Source organism: Marilutibacter penaei (assembly GCF_014145395.1).
Classification (GTDB): Bacteria; Pseudomonadota; Gammaproteobacteria; order Xanthomonadales; family Xanthomonadaceae; genus Marilutibacter; species Marilutibacter penaei.
Genome location: NZ_JACHTE010000004.1, coordinates 176,089 through 193,223 on the forward strand (window position 1 = coordinate 176,089; position 17,135 = coordinate 193,223).

The 17,135-nt window shown below is 69.3% G+C and carries 14 protein-coding genes and 1 riboswitch; of the genes, 8 read left to right on the top strand and 6 right to left on the bottom strand.

Annotation, left to right across the window (positions count from 1 at the left end):
- Nucleotides 1–168: 168 nt before the first annotated feature.
- Nucleotides 169–2,253: a glycosyl hydrolase family 18 protein gene (locus tag H4F99_RS14620; protein WP_182668964.1), complete on the top strand. Its 2,085-nt coding sequence runs from the start codon at nt 169–171 to the stop codon at nt 2,251–2,253.
- Nucleotides 2,254–2,463: 210 nt separating this feature from the next.
- On the opposite strand, the gene H4F99_RS06750 is transcribed toward H4F99_RS14620, so the two are convergent.
- From H4F99_RS06750 to metX, 3 genes are read right to left on the bottom strand one after another with little or no spacing between them, the layout of a single operon-like run.
- Nucleotides 2,464–3,579, bottom strand: coding sequence for a homoserine dehydrogenase family protein (locus H4F99_RS06750; protein ID WP_182668965.1), 1,116 nt, complete (start codon nt 3,577–3,579; stop codon nt 2,464–2,466).
- A complete protein-coding gene (gene metB, locus H4F99_RS06755; RefSeq protein ID WP_182668966.1) occupies nt 3,576–4,784 on the bottom strand; it encodes a cystathionine gamma-synthase in 1,209 nt (402 codons plus the stop codon). The genes H4F99_RS06750 and metB overlap by 4 nt, the downstream gene beginning before the upstream one ends.
- Nucleotides 4,785–4,797: 13 nt before the next feature.
- A complete protein-coding gene (gene metX / locus H4F99_RS06760) occupies nt 4,798–5,853 on the bottom strand; it encodes a homoserine O-succinyltransferase MetX (protein WP_182668967.1) in 1,056 nt (351 codons plus the stop codon).
- A gap of 70 nt (nt 5,854–5,923) precedes the next feature.
- A riboswitch (SAM riboswitch) is annotated at nt 5,924–6,057 on the bottom strand.
- 133 nt (nt 6,058–6,190) lie between these two features.
- Between metX and H4F99_RS06765 the strand changes: the two genes are divergently transcribed.
- From H4F99_RS06765 to H4F99_RS06785, 5 genes are all read left to right on the top strand, one after another.
- On the top strand, nt 6,191–7,303 hold the full coding sequence (locus tag H4F99_RS06765; protein ID WP_182668968.1) for an NHL repeat-containing protein: 1,113 nt from the start codon (nt 6,191–6,193) through the stop codon (nt 7,301–7,303).
- 25 nt (nt 7,304–7,328) lie between these two features.
- The gene (locus tag H4F99_RS14565; protein WP_182668969.1) at nt 7,329–8,243 is read left to right on the top strand and encodes a peptidoglycan DD-metalloendopeptidase family protein; all 915 of its coding nucleotides are present in this window, start codon (nt 7,329–7,331) and stop codon (nt 8,241–8,243) included.
- 81 nt (nt 8,244–8,324) lie between these two features.
- The gene (locus H4F99_RS06775; protein ID WP_182668970.1) at nt 8,325–9,929 is read left to right on the top strand and encodes a peptide chain release factor 3; all 1,605 of its coding nucleotides are present in this window, start codon (nt 8,325–8,327) and stop codon (nt 9,927–9,929) included.
- Between the two features lie 165 nt (nt 9,930–10,094).
- On the top strand, nt 10,095–10,769 hold the full coding sequence (trhA, locus tag H4F99_RS06780; RefSeq protein ID WP_182668971.1) for a PAQR family membrane homeostasis protein TrhA: 675 nt from the start codon (nt 10,095–10,097) through the stop codon (nt 10,767–10,769).
- Between the two features lie 114 nt (nt 10,770–10,883).
- Complete coding sequence (locus H4F99_RS06785; protein ID WP_182668972.1) at nt 10,884–12,848, top strand: AsmA family protein; 1,965 nt, start codon at nt 10,884–10,886, stop codon at nt 12,846–12,848.
- 6 nt (nt 12,849–12,854) lie between these two features.
- Here the strand turns inward: H4F99_RS06785 and H4F99_RS06790 are convergent, their stop codons facing one another.
- From H4F99_RS06790 to mtgA, 3 genes are read right to left on the bottom strand one after another with little or no spacing between them, the layout of a single operon-like run.
- Nucleotides 12,855–13,283, bottom strand: coding sequence for a CBS domain-containing protein (locus H4F99_RS06790; RefSeq protein ID WP_182668973.1), 429 nt, complete (start codon nt 13,281–13,283; stop codon nt 12,855–12,857).
- The gene (locus tag H4F99_RS06795; protein WP_182668974.1) at nt 13,243–14,280 is read right to left on the bottom strand and encodes a glycosyltransferase family 2 protein; all 1,038 of its coding nucleotides are present in this window, start codon (nt 14,278–14,280) and stop codon (nt 13,243–13,245) included. The genes H4F99_RS06790 and H4F99_RS06795 overlap by 41 nt, the downstream gene beginning before the upstream one ends.
- Before the next feature lie 43 nt (nt 14,281–14,323).
- Nucleotides 14,324–15,073: a monofunctional biosynthetic peptidoglycan transglycosylase gene (mtgA, locus tag H4F99_RS06800; RefSeq protein ID WP_182668975.1), complete on the bottom strand. Its 750-nt coding sequence runs from the start codon at nt 15,071–15,073 to the stop codon at nt 14,324–14,326.
- Between the two features lie 90 nt (nt 15,074–15,163).
- Here mtgA and hslO point away from each other — a divergent pair, with 90 nt between their 5' ends.
- Together hslO and H4F99_RS06810 are read left to right on the top strand one after the other, a co-directional pair.
- A complete protein-coding gene (gene hslO / locus H4F99_RS06805; protein WP_182669114.1) occupies nt 15,164–16,054 on the top strand; it encodes an Hsp33 family molecular chaperone HslO in 891 nt (296 codons plus the stop codon).
- A gap of 118 nt (nt 16,055–16,172) precedes the next feature.
- Nucleotides 16,173–17,042: an XOO1806 family protein gene (locus H4F99_RS06810; RefSeq protein ID WP_182668976.1), complete on the top strand. Its 870-nt coding sequence runs from the start codon at nt 16,173–16,175 to the stop codon at nt 17,040–17,042.
- Nucleotides 17,043–17,135: the final 93 nt, after the last annotated feature.

A 17,135-nucleotide genomic window follows, 5' to 3' on the forward strand; every position in this document is an offset into this window, starting at 1 on the left:
CCCGGCAATCCGCGGGTCCCTGTAGCGCATTCGATGCCCGATTCGAGGAGGCACAAGCCTCCCGCGCCTGACCGGGGGCATCGCCCCCATTGCATCGCACCGAGGGGACGTGGGCCGGCCGCATGGGAGCGGCCCGATCGCATCGCATCCGTTCTATGGAGAGACGTCATGAATCCGCTTGTGAAAGCAGCCAGACCCGGAAGTCTGCTGGTGTCGTGCATCCTCGCCGCACTCGCATTTGCCCCCCACCACGCACGCGCCGCCCAGTGCGACGCCGTGCCGGCGTGGAATCCCGGCACCGTCTACAACCCTGGTGACCGATTGCAGTACCAGAACCGCCTGTACCAGGCCAAGGTCCCGATCTGGAACGCGCCGCCCACGCACTGCCCGAGCTGCGGGTGGTACGAGGATCTGGGCGCCTGCGACGACAGCCCGCCCCCCGACAACGAAGCGCCGTCGGTCGCCATCACCGCGCCCGCCGATCGCTCAAGCCACCCGGCAGGCACGGCCCTGGCCGTCAGCGCGAACGCCAGCGACCGCGACGGTGCAGTGGCGCGCGTCGAGTTCTTCCGCGGCACCACCTCGCTCGGCAGCGACACCAGCGCGCCCTACAGCGTGAGCTGGACCAACCCCGTCGCAGGCACCTACCGCTTGACCGCGGTGGCCACGGACGACGACAACGCCAGCACCACCTCGGCTCCGGTCGAAGTCACGATCACCACCACCACGCCACCCGACGACAGCACGCCACCCAGCGTGCCGGCCGGACTGGCCTCGAGTGCGCAGACCTCCACCAGCATCACCGTGCAGTGGACCGCGTCCACCGACAACGCCGGCGGCAGCGGCGTGGCCGGCTACGACGTCTATCGCGACGGCCAGCTCGTCGGCTCCCCGGCACAGACCCGCTTCACCGACCTGGGCCTGGCGTCGGGCACGCAGTACAGCTATGCCGTGGCCGCCCGCGATGCCGCCGGCAACGTCTCGGCACGGAGCCAGGCGATCCTCGTCAGCACCCGTGACGACGATCCACCGCCGGGCGACGGCAAGAACGTGATCGGCTACTTCACCCAGTGGGGCATCTACGGCCGTAACTACCGGGTCAAGGACATCGACACCAGCGGTGCGGCCGCACGCCTGACGCACATCAACTATGCGTTCGGCAACGTCCGGAACAACCGCTGCGAGGTGGGCAGGACGATCCCGTCCAATCCCAATACCGGTGAGGGTGGCGATGCCTTCGCGGACTACACCAAGTCCTTCCCGGCCGACCAGAGCGTCGACGGCGTGGGCGACACCTGGGACCAGCCGCTGCGCGGCAACTGGAACCAGCTCAGGGAACTGAAGGCCAAGTATCCGAACATCAAGGTGCTGATCTCCCTGGGTGGGTGGACCTGGTCGCGCGGTTTCTCCGAGGCCGCCAAGCCCCAGAACCGCGAGGCGTTCGTGGCGTCCTGCATCGATGCCTACATCAAGGGCAACCTGCCCGTCACCGACGGGGCCGGCGGTGCCGGCGTGGCCGCGGGGGTGTTCGATGGCATCGATCTCGACTGGGAGTACCCGGTCGCCTGTGGCCTGACCTGTGGCTCGCCGGAGGACAACGCGAACTTCACCGCCTTGCTGGCCGAGTTCCGCCGCCAGCTGGATGCGCAGCGTCCGGGGCTGTTGCTGACAGTCGCCACCGGCGCCGGCATCGACAAGATCCGCGTCACCGATCCGGGCACGTACCACCAGTACCTGGACTTCATCAACGTGATGACCTACGACTTCCACGGCGCGTGGGATCCGCGGACCAACCATCACTCGGCGCTGTTCGACTCGCCCAACGATCCGTCCACGGGCGACCAGGCGCTATACAACTCCAATGACGCGATCGAGGCCTACCTGAGCCGTGGCGTGCCCGCCCACAAGCTGAACCTGGGTATCGGCTACTACGGCCGCGGCTGGACCAACGTGCCCAACGTCAACAACGGCCTGTACCAGAGCGGCACCGCGGCACCCGGTCGCTATGAGGCAGGCATCCAGGACTGGAAGGAACTGAAGAACCTGGGCTGGCCGAGCTTCACCGATCCGGACGCGCGGGCGCACTGGATCTACAACGGCACGACCTTCTGGAGCTTCGACGACCCGGCGCTGATCACCGAGAAGATGAGCTACGTGAAGGCACAGGGCCTGGGCGGCGCGTTCTTCTGGGAGTTCAGCGGTGACGACACCCAGGGCACGCTGACCCGCACGATCAGCAACGGCCTGAAGTAGTACCGGTGGGCCCGGGTTCGCCCGGGCCCTCCACCCGACACGGCTCCTGGCCGTTACTTGCGCACCCCATGGTGCGAACGCGGGCGTCGGTATCCCCCTCGGGGCCGACGCCCGTTTTTACGTCCGCCGCATGCCCGTCACCTCCTCGTCCGGCACAACGACGAACGGCGCCTCGCGGCGCCGTGCGGATGCCCTGTCGCGATGCGTGCCCTATCCCGCGGCGATGCGGAGGACGTCGTCCAGCATGCCGGCCGCCGTGACGCCGGCACCCGCGCCAGGCCCCTGGATGACCAGGGGTTGCTCGTCGTAGCGATCCGACCAGATGGCCACCTTGTTGTCGGTTCCGGCCCCACCCGCGAGGGGATGGTCCGCGGGCAGCGATTCCAGGCCGACGCGTGCGGCACCATCCTCCAGGCGCGCCACGAACCGCAGCTTTTCGCCGTTCTTGTAGGCCGCGGCAAACCGCTCGCGCAACGGCACATCCAGTTGCGGGAGGGCCGCATCCACGTCCGAGCGGCCCAGCGCTGCCATGGCATCAGGAACCAGCGACGTCACCCGCACCGTATCCTGCTCGAGCTCGAAACCGGCCGCGCGCGCCAGGATCAGCAACTTGCGGCGCACGTCCTCCCCCGACAGATCCTCCCGCGGGTCCGGCTCGGTGAAGCCCGCATCGCGCGCCTGCCGCACGAAGCCCGAGAACGGACGCAGGCCATCGTAGTGATTGAACAACCATGCCAGCGAGCCCGACAACACACCGGCGATCGCAGTGACGCGATCGCCGCCGGCGCGCAACGCACGGATCGAACGCAGCAGCGGCAGGCCCGCGCCGACGGTCGCCGAGTCGCCGTACTCCGTTTGGCCGGCGGCGCACGCGGTTTCCACGGCGCGCCAGGCCGCCAACCCGGTACCCCGCGCCAGCTTGCAGGCGGTCACCACATGGAGGCCGTCCTGGAGCCAGTCGGCGTGACGGGCGGCAACCTCGGCACTGGCGGTGGCATCGATGACGATCCTGCGTCCCGACCCGCCCAGCCGGCCCGCGACATCGTCGAGACGGCTTGGACAGGGGCTGGCCGCCAGCGCGTCGGCCACCTGCCGGAGCGCGACGCCGCCGGGGCGGCTGATGGACCGGCGCGAATTGGCCACGTGGGCCAACGTCAGGCCTTCCGCGAAACCGGTCGACTGCCAGGCCGACAACCGCTCGAGCACCGCGCTCCCCACCGTTCCCGTGCCCAGGAGGGCCAGATGGACCGCGGGAGCCTCGACCGCCGCGGACCCTCGGGCCCGCGCCGGCGACGCATGCAGGGCCTCGGCCACCGATGCGCTCATTGCGCCACGCGCTCGCCTTTCACCGCCGCTGCATTGCCCTCGACCGCCGCCAGCGCACGATCCAGCGCGGCGCCGATGTCGGCGAGCAGGTCGTCCGCATGTTCGATGCCGACCGACAAGCGCAGCAGCCCGTCGCCGATGCCCGCGGCGGCACGCGCCTCGGGGCTCATCGCCGCGTGCGTCATGGTCGCCGGGTGCGCGACCAGGCTCTCCACGCCGCCCAGCGACTCGGCCAGCGTGAACGACTCCAGGCCATCGACGAAGGCACGCACGGCTGCCTCGCCGCCCCTGATGTCCACGCTCAGCATGGCGCCGAAACCTTTCTGCTGCCGCGCGGCCAGGGCATGGCCCGGATGCTCGGGGCGGCCGGGATAGTGGATGGCCTCGACCGCCGGATGCGATTCCAGCAGTTCCACCAGCGCCAGCGTGTTCTCCTGGTGCACGCGCAGCCGCGCATCGAGCGTACGCAGGCCGCGCAGGGTCAGGAAGCTGTCGAACGGCGACCCGGTCAGGCCCAGGCAGTTGCCCCACCACGCCAGTTGCCCGCCCAGCGCCGCGTCGCGTGCGATCACCGCACCGCCGACCACGTCGCTGTGTCCGTTGATGTACTTCGTCGTGGAATGCACCACCACGTCGGCGCCGAACTCGATCGGTCGCTGCAGCACCGGCGAGAGGAAGGTGTTGTCGACGACCGCCAGCGCGCCGTTGGCCTGCGCCGCTTCGATCACGAAGCGCAGGTCGGTCACCCGCAGCAGCGGATTCGAAGGGGTCTCGATCCAGACGACAGCGGGCTTGGCGGACAGCGCGTCGGCCAGCGCGCGCGGGTCCGTCAGGTCGACCGTCAGCAGGTTGAAGGCGCCCTTGGCGGCCAGCGCGTTGAACAGGCGCCAGCTCCCGCCGTAGGCATCATGGGGGACCACGAGGGTGTCGCCCGGCTTCAGGCACGCATGCAGGACCAAGGTGATCGCGCCCATGCCGGTCGCGGTGACGACGGCGCTGTCGCCCCCCTCCAGCTCGGCCAGCGCTTCGGCCAGCAGGTCGCGGGTCGGGTTGCCGCTGCGGGTGTAGTCGTACGTGCGCTTGTTGTTGAATCCGGCGAAGCTGAAATTCGACGACAGGACGATCGGCGGCGTGACGGCGCCATAGGCGGTGTCACGATCGATGCCGGCACGGACGGCGGCGGTGGTCGGGCGACGGGTGCTCATGCGGCGGAATTCCTCAACAGGCATTTCGAATGGGGGACTGGAGCGCGGCGTGAAGGATCGCGGCGATGTCCGCGTCCTCCTTCAGGAAGGCATCGTGGCCGTACGGCGAGCGCAACACCCGAAGGTGGCTTTCGCCCGCCAGCCGCTCGACCAGCGCGAACGCATCGGCGAGCGGCACCAGCCGGTCCTCCTCGATCGCGACCACGGTGGTCGGCACCCGGACCGCGGCGGGGTCGACGGATTGCAGGTCGATGGACTCGGAGAGGCGCAGGTAGGCCGTCGGCGAGCTGCGGCCGATGAACCGGGCCGCGCAATGGTCGAGGTAATCCTCGGCACCGACGCGGACGCGGCCGTCCACCACGCGGGCGGGCGGGAAGCGCGCGTCGAACTCGTCCGGGGTGCGATAGCTGAGGATGGCGAACTGGCGCGCCAGTCCGAGGCCGTGCGCTTCACCGCACTGCAGCGCGCCGAGCTCCACCGCACGCCGCTGCAGCGCGCGCCACGCACTGGCATAGGGATGGGCACGATGGAAGCCGCTGATCGCGACCAGCCTGTCCACGCGCTCGCCATGCAGGGCGGCGAACTGCAGGCCGACCATCGCGCCGTACGAACACCCGACGAATGCCGCGATCCGCTCGATGCCCAGGGCCGTCAGCAACAGCGCGATCGCGTCCGCCTGGTCGGCCGGATCCAGCGGTGCGTCGAGGGTGCCGTCCGCGCCCAGCCAGTCGAAGGACACGATGCGACAGCAGGCCGGGTCCAGGGCGCGGCCGGGCCCGACCTGTTCCGTCCACCACCCCGGCTCGGGGAACGCTTCGCTGGCGGCCACATGCCGGGTGGCGGAAATGCCACCGCACACGAACAGCGCGGGCAGGTGGGCGGCGCCCTGCACCTCGTAACGCAACGTGAGTTCACGGCGTCCGGCGTGCCTCAGGTCGAGCACCACCGTCCGCTCGCCTCGCAGCGCGAGGGTCGGGGCGGAAGAGACGCTGGACGCGGCGTCCGCCAGGCAGGCCGCGGCTTCGGCCGGATCGGCCTGGAGGGCATTGGAACTGTGTACGAGGCTCATGGCGGGCATCCGGTATGACGGGGCCATCGAGCCAGACGGGCGGCATGCACGGACTCGCCGGCATACAGCACGACCATCTTCCGGCGAACGAGGGATGCGGACATCGCCTCGAATCACCGCAGGAATTGGCACCTTGCGCAGGCAGTGACTGCGACGGTTGCCCCGGCTTCAAAGGGCCTGTCCCTCTGCCGGTCTCGATGGATTGGGGGCAGTCTGCCCGCGCCCGACCTGGATGTCAATCGCTTCATTGCGATAAAGGGATTGATTGAATGGCGGCTCCCGCCACCGCGGGGTGACACATGTTCCGCGTTCAGGCCTACACTTGCGATGGATGAACATGCGTCCACTGCTGCCCCCCACCTGCGCCCTCCTGCTTCTCGCCGCCTGTACCGGCGGTCCGGGGCTGCGCGAGACCTCCAGCAACAGCCGCGCGGATGTCGCGACGCAGGCGCCGCGCCCGGCGCTGGTCGTACCGGAGGCCTTCGTGTCCGACCCGACGACCGGGGCCGAACTGGACTCGCTCGCGACCTGGCCCACCCCGGATGGCGGCACCTGGCTGGTCGCCACCGCGAAGGCCAGCCACCAACTGCATGTGTTCGACGCCGACACCGGACGTCCGCTACGCCGCCTGGGCGGCGAGGGGGCGGCGCCCGGACAGTTCAACCGACCCAACGGCATCGCCGTGATGGGCGACGTGGCCTTCGTCGTGGAGCGCGACAACCATCGCGTGCAGGCCCTGCGCATGCCGGATTTCGAACCCCTGGGCCTGTTCGGGGCGGACGAGTTGCGAAGCCCGTACGGCATCTGGCTGCACGAGACCGCGCCCTATGCCTACGATGCCTACGTCACCGACAGTTTCATGTACGGAGACGACTACTCGCAGGTGCCTGACTGGAACGAACTGGCCGAGCGGGTCAAGCGTTTCCATGTCGAGTTCGATGCCGATGGGCAGGTCCAGGCCACCTTCCAGGGCAGCTTCGGCGACACCCATCCCGATACCGCATTGCGCATGGTCGAGTCCCTGGCCGGGGATGCCGCCCACGACCGCCTCCTGATCGCCGACGAAGACCGTCGCCACGTCTCCACGCTGCGCGACTATGCCCTGTCGGGACGCTTCACCGGGCGCAGCCTGCCCGACAAGACCTTTGGCGCCGAAGCCGAGGGCGTGGCGCTGTGGAACTGCCGCGACGGCCAGGGCTACTGGGTCGCGGTGGACCAGCTCGCGCCGCTCACCCAGTTCCACCTCTTCGATCGCATCAGCCTGGCGTATCGCGGCACCTTCCAGGGCGAGACCACCTCCTATACCGACGGCATCACGCTGAATGCGGCGCCGAGCCGGGCGTTCAGCGGGGGCGCCCTCTATGCGGTGCATGACGACCAGGCGATCACCGCCTTCGACCTTCGCGAAGTCGCACGGGTGCTCGGGCTGGAGCACAATTGCACCGACTGAACACCGTGCGCCGCCGAGGGCCGCGATGACCCCGTCCCTGCTCGTTCCGTTGCGCATCGCGTGCCTGGCCGGCGCCGTCGGGCTGATGGCGGCGGGCAGCGTGCAGGCGGGCAAGGTCTATCGCTGGACCGATGCCGACGGCGTCACCCACTACGGCGACCACCAGCCGCAGGCGCCGACGTCCCCGGTGACCGAACTGGCCACGACCAACGAGGTCGACGCGGTTGCGCGCTTGCGGGTGGAGAACGAGGCCGGGCGCACCCTGGCCTGGGTCGACAACCGGCTGGCCGGCCCGATCGAGGTCAGCGTCACCGCCAGCGGTCTTGCCGTGCCGCCCGCCCGCGCCACGGTGCCGGCCCATGGCAGCGCGCTGGTGTCCGTGCTCGAGGCGGCCCCGCCCGGACAGTCGCCCCATTACGAACTGCGCGTGGACCGCGTGGTTCCCGGCGATCCCCGGGCCCGCCCGGCCGACGTGGAGTACCGGCTGCCACTGGACATGCCGGAGCTGGACATCCAGCAGGGATTCGGGGGCGCGTTCAGCCACGGCGACAGGGAGAACCGCCACGCGATCGACTTCGGTGCGCCGATCGGCACGCCGGTGCTGGCGGCGCGGGACGGCGTGGTCATGCGCACCGAAGGCGGATTCGACCAGGCCGGCCTGGACCCGGACCAGTACCTCGAGCGGGCCAATTTCATCCGCATCCTGCACGACGACGGCAGCATGGCGCTGTACGCCCACCTGGCCGAGGGCGGCGTGCACGTGCGCGTGGGCCAGCGCGTGCAGGCCGGCCAGCGGATCGGCCTGTCCGGCAATACGGGGTACACCACCGGCCCCCACCTGCACTTCGTGGTCCAGGCGAACCGGGGCATGCGCCTGGAGTCCCTGCCGATCCGCCTGCGCGGCCCTGGCGGCGTGGTGCAGTTCGCCCTGCCCCGCTGAGCGCCGGACCCGGCCCGACGCCAGCCTCTATATAATGTCGCGCCCCTTTCAATGCCCCGGCGCGCCGAGCGCCCCGCCCGCATGTCCGACGTCTCGCTCGAAGCCGCCCGCCGCCGCACGTTCGCGATCATCTCGCATCCCGACGCCGGCAAGACCACGCTGACCGAAAAGCTGCTGCTGTTCGGCGGTGCCATCCAGATGGCCGGCTCGGTCAAGGGACGCAAGGCCGCGCGCCACGCGACCTCCGACTGGATGGCACTGGAGAAGGAGCGCGGCATCTCGGTCACGTCCTCGGTCATGCAGTTCCCGTACCAGGACCGAATCGTCAACCTGCTCGACACCCCGGGCCACGCGGACTTCGGCGAGGACACCTACCGCGTGCTGACCGCGGTCGACTCGGCGCTGATGGTGATCGACGTCGCCAAGGGCGTCGAGGAACGCACGATCAAGCTGATGGAGGTCTGCCGGCTGCGCGACACGCCGATCATGACCTTCATCAACAAGCTCGACCGCGAGGGCAAGGACCCGATCGAACTGCTGGACGAGGTCGAACAGGTCCTGGGCATCCAGTGCGCCCCGATCACCTGGCCGATCGGCATGGGCAAGCGCCTGAAGGGCGTCGTCCACCTGGTCACCGGCGAGGTCCACCTGTACGAGCAGGGGCGCAACTTCACCCGCCAGGACTCGACCATCTTCGCGTCCATCGACGACCCGGCGCTGGAAGCGCGTATCGGTGCCGACGTGCTGGCCGACCTGAAGGACGAGCTCGAACTGGTCGAAGGCGCCTCGCACCCGTTCGACCTCGGCAAGTACCTGGCCGGCGAACTGACCCCGGTGTTCTTCGGTTCGGCCGTGAACAACTTCGGCGTGCAGCTGCTGCTCGACTTCTTCGTCGAGCATGCGCCTTCGCCGAAGCCGCGCGAGACCACCACCCGCGAGGTCGGCGCGACCGAAACGAAGCTGTCCGGCTTCGTCTTCAAGATCCAGGCCAACATGGACCCGCAGCACCGTGACCGCGTGGCGTTCATGCGGATCTGCTCGGGCAAGTTCAGCGCCGGCATGAAGGCCTTCCACGTGCGCAGCGGCAAGGAGATGAAGCTCGCCAACGCGCTGACCTTCATGGCCAGCGACCGCGAGATCGCCGAGGACGCCTGGCCCGGCGACGTCATCGGCATCCACAACCACGGCACGATCTCGATCGGCGACACCTTCACCGAGGGCGAGAAGATCGCGTTCACCGGCATCCCCAACTTCGCGCCGGAGCTGTTCCGTCGCGCGCGCCTGCGCGACCCGCTCAAGCTGAAGCAGCTGCAGAAGGGCCTGGCCCAGCTGTCCGAGGAAGGCGCCACCCAGTTCTTCCGCCCGTTGATGAGCAACGACCTCATCCTGGGCGCGGTCGGCGTGCTGCAGTTCGATGTCGTCGCTTACCGGCTGAAGGACGAGTATGGCGTCGAGGCGACGTTCGAACCGGTCACCGTCGCGACGGCACGCTGGATCCGCTGCGGTGACGACAGGAAGCTGGAGCAGTTCCGCGACAAGAACGCGATGAACCTGGCGCTCGATGCGGCCGGCGAACTGGTCTACCTCGCGCCGACCCGGGTCAACCTGCAGCTGGCGCAGGAGCGCGCACCCGACGTGGAGTTCCTCGCCACCCGAGAGCACGCGCACGCGGTGGCGGTCGACTGACCCCGCCGCGCCTGCGTCAGGCACCGGCTTCCACCAGGTGCATCCAGTCCGGCTCAGGCTGGTCGAGGTGTTTCGCTCCGTCGCGCGCGCCAAGCCTACCTGCGTACCGGGAAACGCGCGACGGGTTCACGCACACCATCCGGTCGCGCACGGTAGGATGGCGGCATGGACGCCCCCGGCCTGACCACGCCCCCGCCGCATTCGGCCGCGCACCTGCGGGAGGAGCTCGCCAACGCGCTCACCCATGGCCTCGGCGCGGTGGCCGCGCTGGCGGGCGGTTCGGTCCTGATCACCCTCGCGGCGATCCACGGCGACGGTTGGCAATTGGCGGGCGCGATCGTGTTCGGCCTGTGCCTGTTGCTGCTGTACGTCGCGTCCACGCTCTACCACGCCATCCAGCACCCCACCGCGAAAGCGCGGCTGAAGGTGTTCGACCACTGCGCGATCTACCTGCTGATCGCGGGCACGTATACGCCCTTCACCTTGATCGGCCTGCGCGGCCCCTGGGGCTGGGGCCTGTTCATCGCGATCTGGACCCTGGCGATCGCCGGCGTCGTGTTCAAGCTGATGTTCACCGGCCGCTTCAAGCTGTTGTCCACCGCGATCTACATCGCGATGGGCTGGCTGGTGCTGGTCGCCATCAAGCCCCTGCTCGGCGCGCTCGATGCATGGACGTTCGGCTGGCTGCTGGCCGGGGGCGTCTGCTACACCCTCGGGACCGTGTTCTACCACCGCCCCTCGCTGCCCTACTCGCATGCGATCTGGCACCTGTTCGTGGTGGCCGGCAGTGTCTGCCATTTCGTGGCGGTCACCGCGCAGGTCCTGCATACGGGCGACTAACCCCGGCCTGAACGCGGATCGCGGGATTCACTCCTGCTTGACCGGCACCGCGTGAGGGTGATCGCATCCCCACGCTGGATGGCACGCGATGCACCGGATGCCCGGGAGCCCCCGATGAGCGGACCGCACGAGCGATGGCGACACGCCGCCCGGCGCCCGCTTGCGCACGCGCGTGCCCACCCGGTCCTCACGGTGCTTGCGATCGCGCTGCTCGCGGTGCTGGTGCTTTGCCTGCTGTGGGACTGGAACTGGTTCAAGGGGCCGCTCGAGCGCCAGGTGGCGTCCGCGACCGGCCGCACGCTGCGGATCGACGGGAACCTGGACGTCGACCTCGGATGGACGCCCACGGTGAGCGCGGAGGGCGTCGCCTTCTCCAACGCCGACTGGTCGGAAGAACCCCGGATGGCCCGGGCGGAACGGGTCGAGCTCGACATCGACCCCTGGCATATCCTTGCCGGCACGGTACGCATCCCCGCCATCCGGCTTCAGGCGCCGGTCGTCCACCTGGAAACCGGGCCGGACGGCACGGGAAACTGGACGTTCGACGGTGACGACGCGCCCGGCCGGTTCACCTTCGAGTTCCGGCGCGTTGAAGTCGGCCACGGCCGCCTGCGCTATCTGGACGGGAATGCCGACACCGACATCGTGGCCCGTATCGACACCTTGCCGGCGCCCGGTGCGGAGGCCGCGCCCCCCGTGCAGGTGTCCGGCGAGGGCCGATGGAAAGGCAATGCCTTCACCCTGGAGGGCCGGGCAGACTCGCCGCTGGCCCTGCGCGACCGCGAACAGCCGTATCACATCGACGCCAAGGCGCGCGCCGGCGCGACCTCGGCACACGCCACGGGCACCCTGCTCGATCCATTCCGGCTCACCGGCTTCCAGCTGCGCATGCGGCTTCAGGGCCAGGACCTCGCGGACCTGTATCCGTTGATCGGCATCGCACTGCCGGAAACGCCGCCCTACACACTCGACGGCCGGTTCAGCCGCGATGGCAACACCTGGCGGTACGAGGATTTCGAAGGCACGGTCGGCGACAGCGACCTCGCCGGTGATGCCCGCGTGGAAACGGATCGCGAGCGGCCGTTCTTCGAAGCGGACCTGCAGTCGCAGCGCCTCGACTTCGACGACCTGGCAGGCTTCGTCGGGGCCAAGCCCCAGGCCGGCGGGGACGAGACCGCGAACGCGGAACAGGCGCGGCAGGCCGCGCAGCAGGCGGCCAGCAGCCGCCTGCTCCCGGACGAACCCTATCGGCTCGACAAGCTGCGCGCGATGGATGCCAACGTCCGCCTGCGCGCAGCGCGCATCAACGCGCCGCGGCTGCCGCTGGACGACATGGACGCCCACCTCCAGCTCGAGGACGGTGTACTCCGGCTCGACCCGCTGGATTTCGGCGTCGCCGGCGGCACGCTCCGGAGCACGGTGGAAATGGACGCCCGCGAGGACACCATCCGCACCCGCGCCGACATCAATGCAGCGGGGCTCGACCTGTCGAGCCTGCTGCCCACCGTGGAGCTGGCGCAGAACGCCGTGGGCCGCGTCGGGGGGCGGGTGACGCTCGCCACGACGGGCAACTCCATCGCGGACATGCTCGGCAACGGCAACGGCGAGGTCGGCGTCGCGATGGGGCGCGGTTCGATCAGCAACCTCCTGATGGAGATGGCGGGCATCGACCTGGCCGAGATCATCAAGTTCAAGCTGACCGAGGACCGCATGATCCCGGTCCGCTGCGCCTTCGGCGACTTCGCCGTGGAGGACGGCGTCATGACCACTCGCAGCTTCGCGTTCGACACGACCGATACGCTGCTGGTCGGCGAAGGCCAGATCGACCTGGGCGAGGAACGCCTCGACATGACGATCCGGCCGCGCCCCAAGGACCGCAGCCTGCTGAGCCTGCGCGCGCCCCTCCAGCTCGACGGCAGCTTCAAGTCCCCCTCGATCCGTCCCGACCTGGGCGCGCTCGGACTGCGCGGCGCGGTGGCCCTCACGCTGGCGACGATCACGCCGCCGGCGGCCCTGCTCGCCACCATCGAGACCGGACCGGGCGAGGACAGCGGGTGCGGGGGACAGTACGCGGAATGAACGCGATCAGCTGGCGATGTACCGCTGCAACTGGTCGAGCTCGAGCTGCTGGTCTTCGATGACGGCCTTGACCAGGTCGCCGATCGACACCACGCCTTCCACGCGCCCGTCCTTCACTACCGGCAGGTGGCGGATGCGGCGCTCGGTGACGCTGACCATGCAGCGGTCGGCGGTATCGTCGGGACTGATGGTGAAGACATCGGCCGTCATGATCGCGCTGACCGGGGTGTCCTCCGAGGCGCGACCCTGCAGCACCACCTTGCGCGCATAGTCGCGCTCGGACACGATCCCGGCCAGCCGCGGTCCATCCATCACCAGCAGCGCCCCGATGCGCTTGTCCGCCATCAGCCGGATTGCCTCGATGATCGGCGTATCCGGGGTCACCGAATAGATGTCAGGCGCCTTCGCTTCGAGCAGTTGCCGGACGGTACGCATCTGGACTTCCCTCCACGCCATGGACCTGGGCCGAGGATACTCCTGTTGCCGGGTGCCAGGTGTCGACGAGGTACAGGGGCCGCTGCTTGGCTTCGTCGTACAGGCGCCCGAGGTACTCGCCGATCAGGCCCAGCGCGATCAGCTGCACGCCGCCGAGGAACAGGATCACCGACATCATCGTCGGCCAGCCCGCCACCGGATCGCCCCAGAACAAGGCCTTGAGGATGATCCATGCGCCATAGGCGAAGGCCACCGCCGCGGTCAGCAGGCCCAGGTAGGTGGCCAGCCGCAGGGGCGCGGTCGAGAAGCTCGTGATCCCCTCGAGCGCGAAGTTCCAAAGCCTCCAGAGGTTGAACTTGCTGCGTCCGGCCATCCGCGCGTCCCGCTCGTAGGGAATCGCGATGCGGTTGAAGCCCACCCAGCCGAACAGGCCCTTCATGAAGCGGTGCCGCTCGCGCAGTTGGCGAAGCGCGTCCAGCGCGCGCGGCGAGAGCAGGCGGAAGTCGCCCGTATCGCGGGGAATCGGGGTTTTCGACAGGCGCCCGATCACCCGGTAGAACGCGTGTGCGGTGCCACGCTTCACCCAGCCCTCGCCCGCGCGCTGGCGACGCGTGCCGTGGACATCGTCGTACCCCTCGCGCCACTTTTCGACGAAACGCGGGATCAGCTCCGGCGGATCCTGTCCGTCGGCGTCGAGGATCAGCGCCGCGCCCTCGAGCACCCGGTCGAGCCCGGCGGTCAGCGCCAGCTCCTTGCCGAAATTGCGCGAGAGCCGCAGGCAGGCCACCCGCGGGTCGGCCGAGGCCAATCGCTGCATCACCGCCCAGCTTGCATCGGCGCTGCCGTCGTCGACGTACAGCACCTGGCCATCGACACCCTGCGCACGCAGGCCATCAAGCACCGCGCCGATGCGGGGATGCAGCAGGGGCAGGCTGTCCGCCTCGTTGTAGGCGGCCACCACGACGGTCAGGCGGTTGCAGGGGCGGGGAGCACTCATGCGCGCATGGTATCCGGTCGCGGGGGCGGCACGGCGCGCATGGTCAGTCGAGCCGCTCCAGGTAAGCCGCGCCGCCCAGGTTGCGCATCTGCCGCTGGATCGCGCCGGTCCTCCGTTGCACGTAGGGCCCGGGACGGGCCGCACTGTACCGGCGTGGACTCGGCAGCACCGCCGCCAGCCGGGCCGCCTGCGCCGGTTCCAGTCGCGCCGCGTCGACGCCGAAATATGCCTGCGCCGCCGCTTGCGCCCCGTACACGCCGTCGCCGAACTCCGCGATGTTGACGTACACCTCGATGATCCGCCGCTTGGGCCACATCGCCTCGATCAGCACCGTGTACCAGGCCTCGATGCCCTTCCTCAGCCAACTGCGCCCGCTCCACAGGAACAGGTTCTTCGCGGTCTGCTGGCTGATCGTACTGCCACCGCGCAGGCGCCCGCCGCGCTCGTTGCGCGCCATCGCTTTCTCGATCGCCTCCATGTCGAAGCCGCGGTGGTCCGGGAACCGCTGGTCTTCGGACGCGATCACGGCCAGCGGAAGCTGGGGCGAAATCTCCGCGAGGTCGCGCCATTCATGGGCATTCCGATGCGACCAGTCGCCCTCGCCCCAGGCCTCCGCCGTACGCGCGAGCATGAACGCCGAGGTCGGAGGATCGACGAAGCGCAGCACCGCCACCTGCAGCACCGTCACCATCACCAGCAGGAGCGGCAGCCGCCACACCCAATGCCAGCGGCTGCGCCGGCGGCGGAGCCTGCGCGGCCCTTGTCCGGCCCCGGTTGCGCCCTCATCTGTCATCGAACCTCCTCCCATCACGCCACGGTCCCGCAAGGCCCGCTGGCCGAGCCACAGCGGTCCATCATGAGCGAAAGCACCCCCGCCCACGAAATCTCCACCCACGATTGCCAGACGCGCTTCCTGATCGAAGGCGCCGGAGTGCGCGGTGTCCACGTGCAGTTGCAGGACACCTGGCGGCAGATACGCGAGCGCGACGACTATCCCGCCGCCGTGGCGGAGCTGCTCGGCGAGGCCTGCGCGGCGTCCGCGCTGTTCACCGGGCACGCCAAGGTGGACGGCCGGCTGTCGGTGCAGTTGCGCGGCGAAGGAACGCTCCGGACGCTGTTCGCCGAATGCACCGCCGCGGGCACCCTGCGCGGTATCGCCCAGTTGGCCCAGGAGGGCCCTCCCCCGTCGCGTGACCTGCGTGATCTCGGGCCGGGCGCCATGCTGGCCATCACCATCGAGAACCCGGCCCTCGGCAACCGCGAGCCGATGCGGCACCAGGGCCTGGTGGAACTTCGCGCGCCCAGCCTCGCCGAGGCATTCGAAGACTACTTCGACCGGTCCGAGCAGTTGCCGACCCGGCTCCTGCTGGCCAGCGACGGCGAATGCTGCGCGGGCCTGATGCTGCAGAAGCTGCCCGGCGACACCGGGGATTCCGACGGATGGCAACGGGCAGGAGTGCTTTTCGACACGCTCGTCACGGACGAACTGCTCAGATTGGCGCCCGGGCCGCTGTTGACCCGGCTGTTCCACGAGGACGGGGTGAGGATCCTCGGGCAGAAACCGCTGGCGTTCGCCTGTTCATGTTCCGCGGCACGGGTCGAGTCCATGCTGGTGTCATTGGGCGTGGATGAAGCACGCGCCGCTGCGGCCGATGGGGAAGCCCGCATCCGTTGTGAGTTCTGCGGGCAACAGTACCGTTTCGACCTGCCGGCGATCGAGGCCCTGTTCGCCCGGGGCGCGAGCGAGCTGGAAACCCCGTCCCGCCCCCAGTAAAGAGTGTGGCGGCGGTCAAGGGACGGTGCTCGAACGATTGTTAAAGGAAAATTAACGATCTATAGTCTGAATCCGGAGTGAAAGGAACTCCCGCCGCCCGACACGGTCACTACCCACGATGGCTTTCCGTCTGCTCACGCTACCGCTGGCTCTGCTCCTCGCCCTGGGCGGGGCGACGGGCGTGCATGCCCAGGCACGCGAGCCGGATCCGGGCGACTCGACCGTCCTGCCCGTGCTCAACACCACCGACGGCACGCTCGAGGCGGTACTGCTGCTGGAGCCCACGCGCGCCAACGGCAACAGCACGCGCCTGAGGTTCGGCGGCAACAATACCCTCGATGCGGTCTTCGGCCTGTCCGCGGGCAACACGCTGGGGCTGGTCTGCAACCGCAAGACCGGGCTCGCCAACGCGATCGGCAACCTGGCCAACCACTGCATGCTCGCGTCGCTGGAACAGGATGCGCAGGGCAATGGCAGCCAGCAGGCCGTCGTCGGTGCCACCTTCGGCAACCGGCAACAGCGCGTCGGCATGCTGGCCGGAGAAGGGCGCGACCACCTCCCCGCGTGGCTCAGCCCTTCCGGACAGAACAGCCGCTACGACCAGAACAGCCTGACCCTGTATGGCGAAAAGGCCATCGGTCGCGAGGCCACGGTGTCCATCGGCGGGACGTGGGCACGGGCCCGGCTGATCCCCGCGTCCGAACTCCCGGCGGGCTTCAACGAGCGCTGGACCAGCAAGAGCCTCAGTCTTGGCGCGGAAGTCGGCGACTTCGGCGCCAATATCGTCGGCCGCGTCATCGACATGCCGGGACAGCCCGGGCAATGGGAAGGCCTGGGCATCGGCCTGACCTGGCGCACGCCCTGGAGCGGCCAGCTGAGCGTGGGCGCGGACAACGTCGTGACCCGGGGCCAGAACCCCTTCGCACCGGATACCGGCGACAAGGACGAAGGCGCGGTGCCCTACGTGCGGTACGAGCAGGACCTGTAAGCCCACCGCGTCCCTTCCGGGCCCGATTCGCCCGCCGCCGACGAACGGCGACGGACGGGGCGCTTACGAAAAACCAACATCCTGCGCGCACAA

Bases quoted from the DNA above. Each gene is read 5' to 3' on its own strand.
- H4F99_RS06765 (WP_182668968.1), top strand. From the start codon at position 6,191: ATGCGTCCACTGCTGCCCCCCACCTGCGCCCTCCTGCTTCTCGCCGCC.
- H4F99_RS06810 (WP_182668976.1), top strand. From the start codon at position 16,173: ATGGCTTTCCGTCTGCTCACGCTACCGCTGGCTCTGCTCCTCGCCCTG.
- metX (WP_182668967.1), bottom strand. From the start codon at position 5,853: ATGAGCCTCGTACACAGTTCCAATGCCCTCCAGGCCGATCCGGCCGAA.
- H4F99_RS06785 (WP_182668972.1), top strand. From the start codon at position 10,884: ATGAGCGGACCGCACGAGCGATGGCGACACGCCGCCCGGCGCCCGCTT.
- H4F99_RS14620 (WP_182668964.1), top strand. From the start codon at position 169: ATGAATCCGCTTGTGAAAGCAGCCAGACCCGGAAGTCTGCTGGTGTCG.
- H4F99_RS06750 (WP_182668965.1), bottom strand. From the start codon at position 3,579: ATGAGCGCATCGGTGGCCGAGGCCCTGCATGCGTCGCCGGCGCGGGCC.
- H4F99_RS14565 (WP_182668969.1), top strand. From the start codon at position 7,329: ATGACCCCGTCCCTGCTCGTTCCGTTGCGCATCGCGTGCCTGGCCGGC.
- mtgA (WP_182668975.1), bottom strand. From the start codon at position 15,073: ATGACAGATGAGGGCGCAACCGGGGCCGGACAAGGGCCGCGCAGGCTC.
- metB (WP_182668966.1), bottom strand. From the start codon at position 4,784: ATGAGCACCCGTCGCCCGACCACCGCCGCCGTCCGTGCCGGCATCGAT.
- H4F99_RS06795 (WP_182668974.1), bottom strand. From the start codon at position 14,280: ATGAGTGCTCCCCGCCCCTGCAACCGCCTGACCGTCGTGGTGGCCGCC.
- trhA (WP_182668971.1), top strand. From the start codon at position 10,095: ATGGACGCCCCCGGCCTGACCACGCCCCCGCCGCATTCGGCCGCGCAC.
- H4F99_RS06790 (WP_182668973.1), bottom strand. From the start codon at position 13,283: ATGCGTACCGTCCGGCAACTGCTCGAAGCGAAGGCGCCTGACATCTAT.
- H4F99_RS06775 (WP_182668970.1), top strand. From the start codon at position 8,325: ATGTCCGACGTCTCGCTCGAAGCCGCCCGCCGCCGCACGTTCGCGATC.